The 15,960-nt window shown below is 45.4% G+C and carries 12 protein-coding genes; 10 read left to right on the top strand and 2 right to left on the bottom strand.

The window, feature by feature from the left end; translation table 11 throughout:
* The first annotated feature begins 83 nt into the window (after positions 1–83).
* From NB463_RS16760 to NB463_RS16740, 5 genes are all read left to right on the top strand, one after another.
* Positions 84–698 (top strand): YfgM family protein, encoded by a 615-nt coding sequence (locus NB463_RS16760; RefSeq protein WP_005391529.1) that lies wholly within the window; start codon positions 84–86, stop codon positions 696–698.
* A gap of 12 nt (positions 699–710) precedes the next feature.
* On the top strand, positions 711–1,871 hold the full coding sequence (gene bamB / locus NB463_RS16755; RefSeq protein ID WP_053808711.1) for an outer membrane protein assembly factor BamB: 1,161 nt from the start codon (positions 711–713) through the stop codon (positions 1,869–1,871).
* Positions 1,872–2,038: 167 nt separating this feature from the next.
* A complete protein-coding gene (gene der, locus NB463_RS16750; RefSeq protein ID WP_005391527.1) occupies positions 2,039–3,535 on the top strand; it encodes a ribosome biogenesis GTPase Der in 1,497 nt (498 codons plus the stop codon).
* A 59-nt stretch (positions 3,536–3,594) separates the two neighbouring features.
* Positions 3,595–4,470, top strand: coding sequence for an alanyl-tRNA editing protein (locus NB463_RS16745; RefSeq protein WP_258431386.1), 876 nt, complete (start codon positions 3,595–3,597; stop codon positions 4,468–4,470).
* Between the two features lie 309 nt (positions 4,471–4,779).
* Positions 4,780–5,004: a zinc ribbon domain-containing protein gene (locus NB463_RS16740; protein WP_012842112.1), complete on the top strand. Its 225-nt coding sequence runs from the start codon at positions 4,780–4,782 to the stop codon at positions 5,002–5,004.
* Between the two features lie 13 nt (positions 5,005–5,017).
* Here NB463_RS16740 and xseA read toward each other — a convergent pair whose 3' ends face one another.
* A complete protein-coding gene (xseA, locus tag NB463_RS16735; protein ID WP_258431372.1) occupies positions 5,018–6,349 on the bottom strand; it encodes an exodeoxyribonuclease VII large subunit in 1,332 nt (443 codons plus the stop codon).
* Between the two features lie 231 nt (positions 6,350–6,580).
* On the opposite strand from xseA, the gene guaB reads away from it, so the two are divergent.
* The 5 genes from guaB (at position 6,581) to NB463_RS16710 (ending at position 14,078) form a co-directional block, all read left to right on the top strand.
* The gene (guaB, locus tag NB463_RS16730) at positions 6,581–8,047 is read left to right on the top strand and encodes an IMP dehydrogenase (protein ID WP_005391524.1); all 1,467 of its coding nucleotides are present in this window, start codon (positions 6,581–6,583) and stop codon (positions 8,045–8,047) included.
* A gap of 99 nt (positions 8,048–8,146) precedes the next feature.
* On the top strand, positions 8,147–9,700 hold the full coding sequence (guaA, locus tag NB463_RS16725) for a glutamine-hydrolyzing GMP synthase (RefSeq protein WP_005391523.1): 1,554 nt from the start codon (positions 8,147–8,149) through the stop codon (positions 9,698–9,700).
* A gap of 165 nt (positions 9,701–9,865) precedes the next feature.
* A complete protein-coding gene (locus tag NB463_RS16720) occupies positions 9,866–11,389 on the top strand; it encodes a Na+/H+ antiporter NhaC family protein (protein ID WP_258431371.1) in 1,524 nt (507 codons plus the stop codon).
* A gap of 212 nt (positions 11,390–11,601) precedes the next feature.
* Entirely contained in the window at positions 11,602–13,305 is a 1,704-nt protein-coding gene (locus NB463_RS16715; protein ID WP_258431370.1) for a chitinase, read from the top strand.
* A gap of 182 nt (positions 13,306–13,487) precedes the next feature.
* Positions 13,488–14,078 carry an acetate uptake transporter gene (locus NB463_RS16710; RefSeq protein WP_005391518.1) on the top strand — a complete coding sequence of 197 codons (591 nt, stop codon included), beginning with the start codon at positions 13,488–13,490 and terminating at the stop codon, positions 14,076–14,078.
* 99 nt (positions 14,079–14,177) lie between these two features.
* Here NB463_RS16710 and NB463_RS16705 read toward each other — a convergent pair whose 3' ends face one another.
* The gene (locus tag NB463_RS16705) at positions 14,178–15,725 is read right to left on the bottom strand and encodes an alanine/glycine:cation symporter family protein (protein WP_012842106.1); all 1,548 of its coding nucleotides are present in this window, start codon (positions 15,723–15,725) and stop codon (positions 14,178–14,180) included.
* Between the last annotated feature and the right edge of the window lie 235 nt (positions 15,726–15,960).

The raw sequence follows: 15,960 nt of genomic DNA, 5'->3' as shown, positions 1-15,960 counted from the left end.
AAGGCTCCCAAATGTGGAGCCTTTAAACGAAATAGGAACAATGGCAGCTAAGCTGCCATTTACATGTTTTAAGAGGACAGGAAGTGGAACTTTACGATACTGAAGAACAACAAGTTGAAGCCATTAAAGACTGGTGGAAGGAAAACGGCAAAGCCGTCATCATCGGTGCGGTTGTTGGCTTAGGTGGTCTATTTGGCTGGCGTTACTACCAGGATTCTGTGATTCAGGCGAGTGAAGCAGCTTCTCAAAGCTACACGACAGCAATGAATGCTTTGCAAGATAAAGGTACTGATGCTCAAGCTGACGTGAAAGCTTTCATTGAGTCAAATGAAGTAAAAGAATATTCAGTATTGGCTGCGCTACAACTTGCTAAAGCACAAGTTGAAGCTCAAGATCTTTCTGCTGCATTAGAGCAATTGAAGTGGGCGCAAAGCAACACTCAAGATGCTGCGCTGTTACCGTTGATTAGTTACCGCATTGCGCGCATTGAAACGGAAATGGGTAACTTTGACGCTGCAACGGCTGAACTAAGTAACGTCACTGATGCTGCATGGACAGGTCGTATTGCTGAACTTCGTGGCGATATTGCGATTCGCCAAGGTGACAAAGATGCCGCATATGCTGCTTATACTGAAGCTCAGCAAGCGGCAGACGCAAGCCCGACGCTACAAATGAAATTGGACGATCTGGCGAAATAAGGACCGCATTGGATGAAAAGAGTCTTTAACAAAGCCTTGTTAGGGGCGTTAACAATGGGAATTCTTGCCGGTTGTGCTGGTGAGAAAGATACCATTGTAATGGCGCCGCTACCTCAGGTAGACAGTGAGTTTACAACCAGTAGTGAGTGGAGTACATCGGTTGGCGATGGTGTTGGTCATTACTTTTCAAAGCTATCCCCTGTATTTGCGAATGATACATTGTTCGTGGCAAGTCGCGATGGCTTAGTAAAAGCGCTGGATCCTGAAAACGGTAAACAACGTTGGCAAACGGACCTAGAAGAAGATGTCATTGCTCGTCTCTCTGGTGGTATCACAGCAGCATACGGAAACCTTTACATTGGCTCTGAGAATGGTGAAGTCATCTCTCTTGACCAAGAAACAGGTGAAATTGTTTGGCGTGTAAAAGTTGGTGGTGAGGTACTGGCGAAGCCAGTTGCAGACTCAGGCCTTATTATCATCAATACTAGCCGAGGCATGTTGATTGCCCTTAATGAGAGTACTGGTGAGCAACGCTGGGCATTGAGTACAGAAGTGCCTAACCTAACTTTACGTGGCGACAGTACTCCGACTGCAATTGGCGGCGGTGTATTTTGGGGAACGGCAAATGGCCGACTCGCAGCTGCTATCGTTGAGCGTGGTCAGCTGATTTGGCAACAGCCTGTTGGTACGCCAAAAGGCGCGACAGAAATTGATCGTTTGGTTGATGTTGATTCATCGCCAATTGTGTTAGGCGGTACTCTTTTCACCATTGGATACAATGGTCAACTTATCGCCATTGATTTGCGTTCAGCGAACCCGATTTGGAAGCGTAATTACTCATCTGCAACAGATATTTCTACAGATGGTAGCCGCATCTTTGTGATAACGGAAAAAGATCATGTTGTTGCCGTTGATTCACGAAGTGGGACTGAGTTGTGGGAAAACAGCTTGCTTGAGCACCGACAACTTACATCGCCAGTTATTGTCGGCAATTATCTCGTTGTCGGTGACACGCTTGGTTACCTTCACTGGATGGATCGTTCAACAGGCGAATTTGTTGCGCAGCAGTTTATCGATGATAGCGGCTTGGCCGTTGGCCCGACGTTATTATCGGATGGTTATGTGATTACAACTCGCAACGGCGATGTAAAGAAACTAACCATTAACGAATAATATCGTGATATAATTCACATTCGGCTCCTGGCTGGTGACAGCTAGGAGCCGTTTTGTTGTTTGAATTTATTAACCCTGACGTGGTTATAGGTAAAAAGCTGGTTTGATTTGGCATCGAGCAAGTCGTTACCTATAACTACAGAAGAAAGATTATTGTAGAGGTTGTTATGGTACCTGTTGTAGCTCTAGTAGGGCGTCCGAACGTAGGTAAATCTACACTATTTAACCGATTGACTCGCACTCGTGACGCATTGGTTGCGGACTTTCCAGGCCTAACGCGAGACCGTAAGTATGGCCAGGCGAGACTTGGTGAAGAGCACGAATTCATTGTGATTGATACCGGCGGTATTGATGGCACAGAAGAAGGCGTGGAAACAAAGATGGCAGAACAGTCATTAGCCGCGATTGATGAGGCTGATGTTGTATTGTTCCTTGTTGACGGTCGTGCTGGTCTGACTCCTTCAGATGCAGCAATTGCTGCGCATCTGCGTAAAATTGAAAAGCCAGCGATGCTGGTGGTAAACAAAATAGATGGTATTGATGCCGATGCAGCGTGTGCTGATTTTTGGCAGCTCGGCGTGGATGATATGTATCAGATTGCGGCCGCTCATGGCCGTGGTGTGACCGCTTTGCTTGAGCGTGCTTTATCTCCATTCTTTGATGATCTATTAACAAGTGAATCTGAAGAAGGTGAGATTGAAGACCTGACTGGATTCGAAGACGAAGAGCCTCTTGTTGAAGATTACACTGAAGAAGACGCAGAAGCTGAATTCAAGCGCCTTCAAGAGCAGCCGATTAAGTTGGCGATCATCGGTCGTCCGAACGTAGGTAAATCGACACTGACTAACCGTATTCTGGGTGAAGAACGTGTAGTTGTATACGATATGCCTGGTACAACGCGTGATTCTATCTACATCCCGATGGAACGTGATGGACGCGAATACGTACTAATTGATACCGCAGGTGTTCGTCGTCGTGGTCGTATCAATGAAACGGTTGAAAAGTTCTCTGTTGTTAAAACGCTGAAAGCGGTAGAAGATGCAAACGTCGTTCTACTGGTGATTGATGCACGTGAAAATATTTCAGACCAAGACCTAAGCTTGCTTGGTTTTGCACTGAATGCTGGCCGCTCAATTGTCATCGCCGTTAACAAGTGGGATGGTCTAGACAGTGACGTGAAAGAAAGCGTGAAGAAAGAACTGGACCGCCGTCTAGGATTCGTCGATTTCGCGCGTATCCACTTTATCTCTGCGCTGCACGGTACTGGCGTTGGTCACTTGTTTGAATCTATCCAAGAAGCATATAACTCGGCGACAACGCGTGTGGGTACGTCAGTACTGACGCGTATCATGAAGATGGCTGTGGATGATCACCAACCGCCAATGGTTCGTGGCCGTCGTATCAAACTCAAATACGCACACGCAGGTGGCTACAACCCACCGATCGTTGTTATCCACGGTAACATGGTTCGTGAATTGCCAGATTCGTATAAACGTTATCTGATGAACTACTTCCGTAAGTCTCTGGAAATTATGGGAACACCGATTCGCATTAACTTCCACAACAGTGATAACCCATACGAGAACCGTACGAATAAGCTTACGCTATCACAAGAGCGTAAACGCAAACGTATGATGTCGATGGTGAAAAACCGCAATAAATAATGAAATTCGAATACCCAAGTTTCTACTTGGGTATTTTTTTATCAAAAGTAATCGTAAAAATGACTATCACAGCAACAAAGACTCGTTTTTGTCATCAAACATGGCAATTAGAAGCACAAATACAGCTCGTTCAATCTACGGAAGAAGTGACTTACGTTATTACAGATGTCACGCCGTTCCATCCCGTTAGTCACATATGGCCGGATCACCCTGCAGACAAAGGAACGTTGAAGGTGAATGGGGCTGAGCATGACGTGGTAGATTGCCAAGTTGGAGCAGTGGAACAGGAAAGTGGTGCGCTGTATGTGGGTAGTGACATCCCTGTAAAGCGTGATGCTGAAGGTTGGGTGTTTGTCGTCGTACATGTTATATCGCGTACGGAATCACTTGTTACTGATGATTTGGTGATATTGGCGGTAGATAAGGATTACCAACACGCTTTGAGCCGAGGCCATAGTGCAGGACACTTAGCGTATTTGGCGTTGAATAAAGTACTAGCGGAAGACTATTGGCGAAAAGACGCAGACCGCAAAGACCCACATGGTTATTATGACTTTAATAGCTATGCGCAAGTTACGAGTTATGTCACTCCAGACAAGTGCCTCGATACGTACCGTTTAGGCAAAACACTCCGTAAAAGAGGATTAAACAGTGCAAATATGCTGAATGACCTCCAGGCGATTGCAGAAAAAGTGAATGACCAACTGGTTGAATGGCTTCAAAGAGATGCGATGATCACCATGGAATGCCTCGGCGATAGATTAACTGACTCTCGCTATTGGAAGTGCGATTTAGGGGAAGGTCAATTAGCGGTAATCCCTTGTGGTGGAACGCATGCGAGCCATTTAAATGAGTTTGCTTTTATCCAAGTTAAACTCGTTGAGCTCGACGGTCAAACTATCGAAATGCACACCAATGTAAACACTGCTTTCTGAATAAGATCTTTTTATTAAATTCTAATTTTTCGTTTAATTAAATTTAAATTAGGTTTTTTATTCTTCCTTAAATTGGAATGCAGAATATGTAACTTATGCTTTCGGTGTGTGGTTATATAAATATTCTTTTAAGGGGTGATCGCTGATCAAGGAGTAAATATCAGACGATCAGTATAAGATCCTACTTATCAAGTATGGTTAGCGCCTCGTGAAACTTGTTGGGGCGGTGATGAAGATCAACATACTTGTTCGTTATTTTGAGTAGCATGCGTTACTCGAAATTGCTTAGTTTAGAGAGAGGAACGGGATATGCAGCAGAACATTTGCCCGACTTGCAATGTCGAACTGGAATGGACAGGACAATACCATTGTGCACAGTGTGAATCGGATTTTAAAAAAGTAGGTTTTTGCCCTGATTGTGAGGCGGAGCTGGAGAAGCTGCAAGCATGCGGTGCTGCGAGTTACTTTTGTAATGTGTGTAATGAACTCAAATCAAAATCACGTGTCCGATTTGAGTTCCAGAAAATCAGTTAACCAGAGTTTGTATTCAGTTAACGGTAGAACGAACGTCGCCTTCGGCTAATCGAGTAATCAATACATCTCCCGATTTTACATCTGAAGATTGAGTAATCACTTTACCTTGCTCAGTTTGAGTAATTGAGTAACCTCGTTTCAATGTCGCTAGCGGGCTGACGGTGTCTAACTTCTCTGCAGCAATCGCGAGTTGATGGCGCATAGTCAGTAATTTGCGATCCATAGCATCCATCAGCTTTTGCTCAACACGCTCTAATTTGGACTTCTGCTCACCAAGGCGTGTTACAGGAGAGTTCAATTGCAGCCGATAATGTTGACGCTCGATTCGCTGTTGACGCAAGGCAATAAAACGACTCATCGCTCGCTGTAAGCGCATGTCCAACTCATCTAACTGTTGCGTCTGACGTTGCAAGCGATAGCTTGGGTGATGTCTCTCTAGACGGTGCACTAATTGCGCAGATTGCTGCTTTTGTTGTGCTAGGTAGTAACGCATCGCGCTCGCTAACTTATGCTGGCGGGTAACTAAAGCTTGATCTTTGTGGCTGTTATCACGGCTTACTAGCTCAGCGGCTGCTGATGGAGTAGGCGCGCGTACGTCGGCGACAAAATCAGCTATTGTCACGTCGACTTCATGTCCAACGGCGCTAATAATAGGAATTTGGCTTGCTGCAATCGTGCGAGCTAATATCTCGTTGTTAAAGCACCACAAGTCTTCTAATGAACCACCACCTCGGCCCACAATTAGCACATCACATTCATCACGGCTGTTAGCGCGACCAATGGCTTGTGCAATTTGAATGGCTGCGTCCTCACCTTGTACTACTGTCGGATAAATCACAACGGGTAGGGAAGGATCACGACGTTTCAATACGTCTAAGATATCGTAAAGCGCGGCACCAGTTTTCGATGTGATGACGCCAACACGTTTAGGGTGCTCAGGCAAAGGTTGCTTATTGGTTTGAGCGAACAACCCTTCTGCGGCAAGCTTCATTTTCAGCTCTTCAAACTCTTGCTGAAGACGGCCGTCACCTTCCGGTTGCATGCTTTCGATGATCAATTGGTAGTCACCGCGAGGCTCATAAAGAGAAAGACGAGCTTTTACTAGGACTTGATTACCGTTAGCGGGCTTGAAAGTAACGCGGCGATTGTTACCACGAAACATGGCACATTTAACTTGAGCGCGAGAGTCTTTAAGAGTGAGGTACCAGTGACCAGAGACAGGAGCTGAAAAGTTGGATATCTCTCCGACGAGCCAAACGATCCCCATTTCGTTTTCAAGGAGTAAACGAACTTCTGCGTTGAGACGAGAAACAGTAAAGATGTTTTGATTGGTCTTGGAGAGCACAGCTAATCTCTTAGACGTGAGTATGGAAATTAGCGGCAATATAATACATAGCAAGGGGGTAATTGCAAGAAAAAAATTAAAAAATTTGTGGTCAAGCGATTGCGTTAACCGTATAATCCCTCCGCAATATCTAATCCAAATGTAGCTTGTTGCTAACACAGGTTACCCTCATTATGCGAAACGATGAGATTGGATTGTTCTTTTTACTCCTCTAATTGTGAGATATTGCAAATGCTAAGAATTGCCAAAGAAGCGCTGACATTCGATGACGTACTACTTGTGCCAGCACACTCCACCGTTCTCCCAAACACAGCTGATCTTCGCACTCAGCTAACTAAGAACATCACCCTAAACATCCCAATGATTTCAGCGTCTATGGACACTGTTACTGAAGCTCGTCTAGCGATCGCGCTAGCGCAAGAGGGTGGCATTGGCTTTATCCACAAGAACATGTCTATTGAGCAGCAGGCAGCCGAAGTTCGTAAAGTTAAGAAGTTCGAAGCTGGTATGGTGACTGACGCGGTTACAGTAAACCCTGACGCGACCATCGCTGATGTTGTTGCACTCACTGAAAAGCATGGTTTTGCAGGTTTCCCTGTTGTCACTGAGAGCAATGAGCTTGTTGGTATTATCACTGGTCGTGACGTTCGTTTTGTGACGGACCTTTCTAAGAAAGTATCTTCAGTAATGACGCCAAAAGAGAAGTTGGCAGCAGTTAAAGAAGGTGCAACACGAGAAGAAGTGCAAGAGAAAATGCACGAAGCTCGCGTAGAGAAAGTATTGGTTGTGAATGATGAGTTCCAACTAACCGGTATGATTACTGCGAAAGACTTCCACAAAGCAGAACGTAAACCAAACGCATGTAAAGATGAGCGTGGTCGCCTACGTGTTGGCGCAGCAGTTGGTGCTGGTGCTGGTAACGAAGAGCGAGTTGCTGCACTAGTTGAAGCTGGCGTTGACGTTCTACTTATCGACTCTTCACACGGTCATTCTGAAGGTGTTCTAAGCCGCATTCGTGAAACACGTGCAGCTTACCCAGATCTAGACATCATCGGTGGTAACGTAGCAACAGGTGCTGGTGCTAAAGCACTAATCGAAGCTGGCGTAAGCGCAGTGAAAGTTGGTATCGGCCCTGGTTCTATCTGTACAACTCGTATTGTAACGGGTGTGGGGGTTCCACAAATCACTGCAATCGCAGATGCGGCAGAAGTGGCTAATGATTATGGTATTCCAGTTATCGCTGACGGTGGTATCCGTTTCTCAGGTGATATCTGTAAAGCAATCGTAGCGGGCGCATCATGTGTGATGGTTGGTTCTATGTTTGCAGGTACTGAAGAAGCGCCGGGTGAAGTGATTCTATACAACGGCCGTTCTTACAAGTCTTACCGTGGCATGGGTTCTCTTGGTGCAATGTCTCAAGGTTCTTCTGACCGTTACTTCCAGTCTGACAACGCAGCGGACAAGCTAGTACCAGAAGGTATCGAAGGTCGTATCGCATACAAAGGCCGTCTAAAAGAGATCGTACACCAACAAATGGGTGGTCTACGTTCAAGCATGGGTCTAACTGGTTCTGCAACTATCGAAGATATGCGTACGAAAGCTGAATTTGTACGTATCTCTGGTGCTGGTATGCAAGAGTCTCATGTGCACGATGTTCAAATTACTAAGGAAGCGCCGAACTACCGTCTAGGGAACTAATTACCTACCGGAAACGTTTGCTTTTTCCTTGAAGCATTAAGAAGAGGCGAGTACACTCGCCTCGGTTTTAATCACTTAGCCTTAAAAAGACTGCTCAAAATGACTAAAAATATCCATGACCAACGTATTCTGATCTTGGACTTCGGTTCTCAGTACACTCAATTAGTAGCACGCCGCGTACGTGAAATCGGCGTTTACTGTGAACTATGGAGCTGGGATGTAGAAGAAGCGGATATTCGCGAATTCAACCCAGATGGCATTATCCTATCTGGCGGTCCAGAAAGCGTAACGGAAGAGAACTCTCCACGCGCGCCTCAATATGTATTTGACTCTGGTGTTCCTTTACTTGGCGTATGTTACGGCATGCAAACTATGGCGGAACAACTAGGTGGCAAAGTAGCAGGCTCTAACGAACGTGAGTTTGGCTACGCTCAGGTTAAAGTTTCTGGTGAATGTGCCCTATTTAAAGATCTTGAAGCAACTCAAGACGTTTGGATGAGCCACGGCGACAAAGTAGTAGAGATCCCAGCCGATTTCGTAAAAGTTGGTGAGACAGACACTTGTCCTTATGCTGCGATGGCGAACGAAGAGAAGAAATACTACGGCGTTCAGTTCCACCCAGAAGTGACACACACAAAAGGTGGCCTACAAATGCTTGAGAACTTTGTTCTTGGCGTATGTGGCTGTGAGCGTCTATGGACATCGGAATCTATCATCGAAGACGCGGTTGCTCGCATTAAAGAGCAAGTGGGTGACGACGAAGTTATCCTAGGCTTATCTGGTGGTGTGGATTCATCTGTTGTTGCGATGCTGGTGCACCGCGCAATTGGCGACAAGCTAACGTGTGTATTTGTCGATAACGGTCTACTTCGTTTAAATGAAGGTCAACAAGTGATGGATATGTTTGGCGATAAGTTCGGCCTAAACATCATCAAAGTTGATGCAGAAGATCGTTTCCTTGAAGCTCTGAAAGGCAAGTCTGACCCAGAAGAGAAGCGTAAGACTATCGGTCACGTATTCGTAGATGTATTCGATGAAGAGTCTAAGAAGCTGAAAAACGCGAAATGGCTAGCTCAAGGTACGATTTACCCTGATGTAATCGAGTCTGCGGCATCTAAGACTGGTAAAGCGCACGTGATCAAATCGCACCACAACGTGGGCGGTCTACCAGATGAAATGGAAATGGGTCTTGTTGAGCCACTACGTGAGCTGTTCAAAGATGAAGTACGTAAGATTGGTCTAGAGCTAGGCCTGCCTTATAACATGCTTTACCGCCACCCATTTCCAGGTCCTGGTCTAGGTGTTCGTGTTCTTGGTGAAATCAAGAAAGAATACTGTGACTTGCTACGTCGTGCTGATGCTATCTTCATTGAAGAGCTTCACGCTGCAGACCTATATGACAAAGTATCTCAAGCGTTCACGGTATTCCTACCAGTTCGCTCTGTAGGTGTAATGGGCGATGGCCGTAAATACGACTGGGTTGTATCACTGCGTGCAGTAGAAACCATCGACTTTATGACGGCACACTGGGCGCATCTACCATACGACTTCCTAGGTAAGGTATCTAACCGTATTATCAACGAAGTTGATGGCATCTCACGTGTTGTTTACGATATTTCAGGTAAGCCACCAGCGACAATCGAGTGGGAATAATTTTCCTCTAGACTGTTGAGTTTATAAGAACCAGCCTCCGGGCTGGTTTTTTTGTGCTTCAAATTTGTGAAGAGGGGACTCAACTTTTTTATAGGAGATATATACATGCGGTAAAATTAAATATATATTCATTTTAATTGTTTAAATATTATAAATGGTATTGCTATGGAACAGGCTGATGTTACCTCTCTCATTCCCATCCTTATTACTCTTTTCCTCGCTCTGACGACGAGAAATGTCGTCGTTGGTTTATTCGCCGGTGTGGTCAGTGGCGTCGCTATGCTTGAAGGGACATTTGTCGAACAAGGACCACTAGACTCGTTTAGTGCGTTGATGAAAAGCTATCTACTGCCGCAACTTACCGATAGCTACAATGCTGGTGTGATTTTATTATTAGTGTTCATTGGTGGTTTCGTTGCGCTGATGGAAAAGTCTGGTGGTGGTGTTGCTTTTGCTAAAAAGGTTACTCAATGGGTTGCGAGTAAATGCCAAGCTCAACTGTCCGCATGGTTCGGTGGTGTGGTTATTTTCTTCTCTGACCTTGGTACACCGTTGATTGTTGGTCCTGTTTTTCGCCCTTTATTTGATAAGTTAAAAGTATCACGCCAAAAATTAGCTTTTATTATCGATTCTACTTCCTCTCCCGTCGCAATCTTGATTCCTTTTATCGGATGGGGCGTTTACATCATGGGGTTGATTCAAAAAGAGTTTACTGCCTTGAATGTCAGTATGAGTGACTGGGATGCTTTCATTGGCGCGATCCCGTATCAGTTTTACGCCTTTCTTGCGATCGCGATTGTGCCGATTGTCTCTTTCTTCAAGTTAGATTTCGGACCGATGGCGAAAGCAGAACAATTAGCAGAGCAGGGCTCCGACTTTGGGAAAGTGCAGGAGTCTATGAATGTGTTTACGCATAAAAATGCAAAATCCAGTTTTGTATGGGCACCTTTGCTCGTTATGCTGGTGGTTCTATGTACTATCCTCGTGCCACACGGTTTCCCATTTCAAAAAGTGGCAGGCTCAACGTTTAGGGCTGCACTTTCTTCTGCATACTTCTTCGCGGCCTTCACTTTAATTGCGCTGATGGCGTTTTATGGCGTAAGAAAGCTTTCGGATGGTATTCAGGTTTATCTGAAAGGGATGTCAAACATGATGTCAGTGGCGGTGATTTTGGTATTGGCTTGGGCGCTTAGCTCGGTTGGAAAAGAATTAGGTGCAGCTGCATACATTGCTGAACAAGCTCAAGCCGGTTTCCCGTATTGGCTATTGCCAGCAGTCGCCTTTTTGCTTGCTGGTATTATTTCGTTCGCTACGGGATCATCTTGGGGGACATTTGCCATCATGATGCCATTGGTGATCCCAACGGCCGTCGCGATTAATGCTCCTTTGTTAGTTTGTATTGGTGCAGTGTTATCTGGTGGCCTGTTTGGCGATCACTGCTCGCCAATCTCTGAAACGACGATTTTGTCGTCGACAGGGGCAGGGTGTGAGCAGTATGAGCACTTCCGTACACAGTTGCCTTACGCATTACTCAATGGAATGATTGCATTAGGGTGTTTCCTTTTAGCTGGAATCAACGCCTCGCCAGTGATTGTGCTTGCCGCCATTGTTGCCCAGTGTGTGGTTTATTTTGTGTTGTCTAAACAAAAATCAACCGCGAAGCTAGACGTGGTTTCGGCAGAACAATAAAGATAGAAATATCATAAAGCGGAGGCTCATTGGGCCTCCGCTTTTCTTTTGAGTCAAGGTAACATTTTTCTTGTGACAAAATGTGTGCGAGGACTTATTTATTCATTTTGTCTCGCAGAATCAACGCACTTAGCTCGGCGTTTTGTATATATGATCCACTATATGTCTAGTTATTCCTTGTATATTGTATTGTTGAAACCCGGAGACTAGACATGTTTGCACTCAAACATCTTCCTCTTGCATTGAGTTGTGTCCTAGCTGCACAAGCGAATGCGAGTATGAATATCCAGCCCGATCCGCAGAATCCAAACGGCTATGTCATTGCTCGTGGTGACGTTCAAGCCGTAGAGCAAAGCAAAACCTCTGACCCTATGTATGCCATTTGGTCACAAGCATTAGAGACGCGCCCGAACTCAGTGGTGGAGGCGATTGTTCCTGGAGCGGCAACCAATCCAGAAAATGTGAAGCGTGTAGAGCGTGTGTTCTCTGAAAGTGAGTGGGACTTCCTGACTCAAATGGCGGCACCTGAATACACTTACACGCGTTTCCTACGTGCAATTGGTAAGTTCCCTGCATTCTGTGGTGAGTACACGGATGGGCGCGATTCGGATGCGATTTGTAAAAAATCGATCGTGACAGCCTTTGCTCACTTTGCGCAGGAAACTGGTGGTCATATTTCGATTGATAACGTATCGGATAACCCTCTTGGATTGGAAGAGTGGCAGCAAGCTTTGGTTCATGTGCGTGAAATGGGCTGGTCAGAAGGTCAAGAAGGTTACACGACAGGTTGTGGTCAGAATGACTGGCAAAACAAGCGTTGGCCATGTGAACCAGGACAAGGTTACTTTGGACGTGGTGCTAAACAGCTTTCTTACCATTTTAACTATGGCGCGTTCTCTGAAGTGATGTTTGATGGTGATGCATCTGTATTGCTAAAAAATCCAGGCTTGGTTGCGGATTCATGGTTGAACTTAGCATCGGCTATCTGGTTCTTCCTAACTCCACAAGCACCGAAACCTGCAATGCTACATGTGATTGACCGTACTTGGGTGCCTTCACAGCGTGAGCTTGATGCAGGTATTGGTTACGGCTTTGGTACCACCATCAACGTGATCAATGGTGGTATTGAGTGTGGTGAGCAAAACAAGGATAAAGGTCAACCTGTTAACCGTATTCGTTATTGGGAAGGTCTTGCCGCCCATTATCAAATTCCAATTGAAGCTGATGAAACAAACACTTGTTGGCAGCAGACGCCTTACGGCAGTCTGAACCTAAATGGTGCGACAGACGTGCTTTACACCAACTGGGATGGTAACTGGAAATACTACTCAGATCGCCCTGGAGGCCATTCGTTTGAATGTGAGTTGGTTGGTTTCCAAACGGCTTACTCTGCGCTAGTTGCGGGTGATTACGAGAAGTGCGTAACTAACTTCTACCAATCTCATGCGGGGTGGCCTGAAGTTCGTGTGGTTGAAAAACTAGACCCTGTTGATCCGGTCGATCCGCCTGTAGGAGGCGTGGCAGCTTGGGATGCAGGCAAAGTGTACAACACTGGTGATCAAGTCTCTTACCAAGGTGCTGTTTATGAAGCGAAATGGTGGTCACAAGGTAATGAGCCAACGAAAGGAGACCCGTGGAAGCTGGTTTCAGGCATACCTACTGAGCCGCCTACAACAGAACCTGAACCACCGGTGACTGAGCCAGAGCCGCCCGTCACAGAACCTGAGCCACCAGTCACCGAGCCAGAACCACCAGTGACAGGTAATTTTATTCAGTGGGAGCCGGGCGTAACGCAAGTAGCTAACGGTGATAAAGTGACGTACCAAAACAAATGCTTTGTCGCAAAAAACGGCCCTGGAGTGTGGGAAACCCCAACGCAAAGTAACTGGTTCTGGGACGAAATCTCTTGCCTGTAGTTGATTGAAAAATAGTCTAACCATCTATAAAGACTCTGCTTTTTAGCGGGGTCTTTTTTTATTTGAGCGGCTGCTTATTTATGGAATCTAAGTTTTCAATAACAGTTTTTCTCTTTTGTTCTGGGGCCCATTAAAATTCGCGCGCATTTTTTATCAACATTTTTGAAAAAAGGTATTTGTACATGTCGACAAAACTGGCTAACCCAGCACCGCTAGGTCTAATGGGTTTCGGTATGACCACTATTCTGCTTAATATTCATAACGCAGGATTTTTCCCAATTGACTCTATGATTCTAGCGATGGGCATCTTTTACGGTGGCCTTAGCCAAGTAATCGTTGGCATCATGTGCTTTAAACGCGGCGACACGTTCGGCACAACTGCGTTTACTTCTTACGGTCTATTTTGGCTAACACTAGTAGGCTTGATCGTAATGCCTCACATGGGTCTTCCTGCAAGCCCAGCAAGCTTTATGGGTTGGTACCTAGCGCTTTGGGGCATCTTCACTGGTTTCATGTTCATTGGTTCTCTATGCTACCCAACAGCGAAGCAAGTGGTATTTGGTTCTCTAACTATCTTGTTCTTCCTACTCGCAGCTCGTGACTTTACTGGTAGTGAAGTGATCGGTGCTATCGCTGGTTTCGAAGGTATCTTCTGTGGTGCAAGCGCGATTTACTTCGCAATGGCACAAGTACTAAACAACGAATTTGGTCGTGAAGTTCTACCTGTAGGTAAAGCAAAAATCGCTCGTAAAGTTGAAGCTGTCGCTGCTTAATCCTTTACACATAATGCAGAAAAGGGGATTAACCAATGGTTAATCCCCTTTTTTATGCCCTTAAACGGACCACTGCTTTTTCTTGTTTATGCGTTAAGGCTATGTTGATGGTTGTTCAACAGTTTCTGTAGTACTGTTGTCTGCCGTTGGTGCCTTACCCGTTTTACGCTTGTACTTATCTTCCCAGTAATCTGCGCCTTTAATGCCTAGCGCTACAGGGTTGAATGTAAAGTCGGTCACACCACGTTTTTGTTGTTCTTCGTAATCGTTCAATGCTTTGAGAGCTGGTTTCGACATAAAGAAGATGATCAAAATACCGACGATGTTAAGCCATGCCATTAGACCTACACCTACATCACCCATCGCCCAGGCTAAGTTGGCGGTTTTCACGGTTCCGTAGAACACGGATGAAATAATGATGACTTTCAGAATAAACATCAGCCCATTTACTTTGAATGTACGACGAATGTAAGCAATGTTCGTTTCTGCAATGTAGTAGTAAGCCAGAATGGTCGTAAACGCAAAGAAGAAGAGTGCGATTGCGATGAATGGCTTACCCACACCAGGTAGCGCACTTTCGATCGCCATTTGCGTAAATACAGGACCATTCGCACCAATATCAGCCGGTAGGTTTTGAATTAGGAACGTACCTTCAACTGCACCATTTACGTTGTACGCGCCAGTGATAAGAATCATAAACGCGGTTGCTGAACACACAAGTAGTGTATCGATGTAAATAGAGAAAGATTGAACAAGACCTTGCTGAGCTGGGTGATCAACACTCGCTGCAGCTGCAGCGTGAGGACCAGTACCTTGACCTGCTTCGTTGGAGTAAACGCCACGTTTTACACCCCAACCGATTGCCGCACCAACACCTGCCATTGGTGTGAACGCGTCACCAATGATCATGCCGAAAATGCGTGGAACCTCACCAATGTTTAGAAGGATGATGACAAATGCAGTGATGATGTAAGCCAGCGCCATAAATGGCACAACGATTTGGGTAAAGTTCGCAATACGTTTTACGCCACCGAAGATGATGAAGGCCAGAATGACACAGACAACCGTACCAGTGAAAATTTTAGCAAAACTGAAGGTACCAATAGCGGTTTCAATCATGTCACCTGAGCCAAATGCTGCTTCTACTGCGTTACCGATGCTGTTCGATTGAACGCCAGGAAGTAGAACACCACATGCAAAGATGGTTGCGATAGCGAAGATCCAAGCGTACCATTTTTGTCCCATTGCTTTTTCAATGTAGTAAGCAGGACCACCACGGAATTCACCTTCGTCTTCTTCTTTATAGATTTGTGCAAGTGTCGACTCTGCGTATGCGGTTGCTGCACCAAAGAAGGCAACGACCCACATCCAGAATACGGCGCCTGGTCCACCAAAACCGATAGCGGCAGCAACACCAGCAATGTTACCTGTACCTACACGGCCAGATAGTGAAACGGCAAGTGCCTGAAATGATGATATCCCTTTTGTTGAACTCTTCCCTGAAAGTAATAAGCGCCACATCTCAAAGAAGTGACGAATTTGTACAAAACGCGTCATGATTGAATAGAACAAACCTGCACCAAGGCACAAATAGATCAGTACCGGGCTCCAAATAATTCCATTCAGAAAATCAACTAATGACTGCATGAGTATTTTCCCTGTTAGTTGTGTTTGTGGTTGTTTTTCACACAATACATTACCCTTTATGTAATGCAATTGTTAACTTTTTTGGCTATAAATCCTTTGTAGCGTGATGGTGAACACAGAATAGAGAGTGATTGTTAAAATTTAGTTCTTGTTGCTTATTTGCTCCTTTGGGGTAGAAGATTTGTCTGGTGATTAAATATGCAGCACATTGTCATTAAAATGTGCTGCATATTTG

It is taken from the genome of Vibrio sp. RM-41-2B (assembly GCF_024744415.1).
Classification (GTDB): Bacteria; Pseudomonadota; Gammaproteobacteria; order Enterobacterales; family Vibrionaceae; genus Vibrio; species Vibrio diabolicus.
The sequence above is the reverse complement of the archived record's forward strand: the minus strand, read 5'-3'. Positions and strand labels throughout refer to the sequence as shown.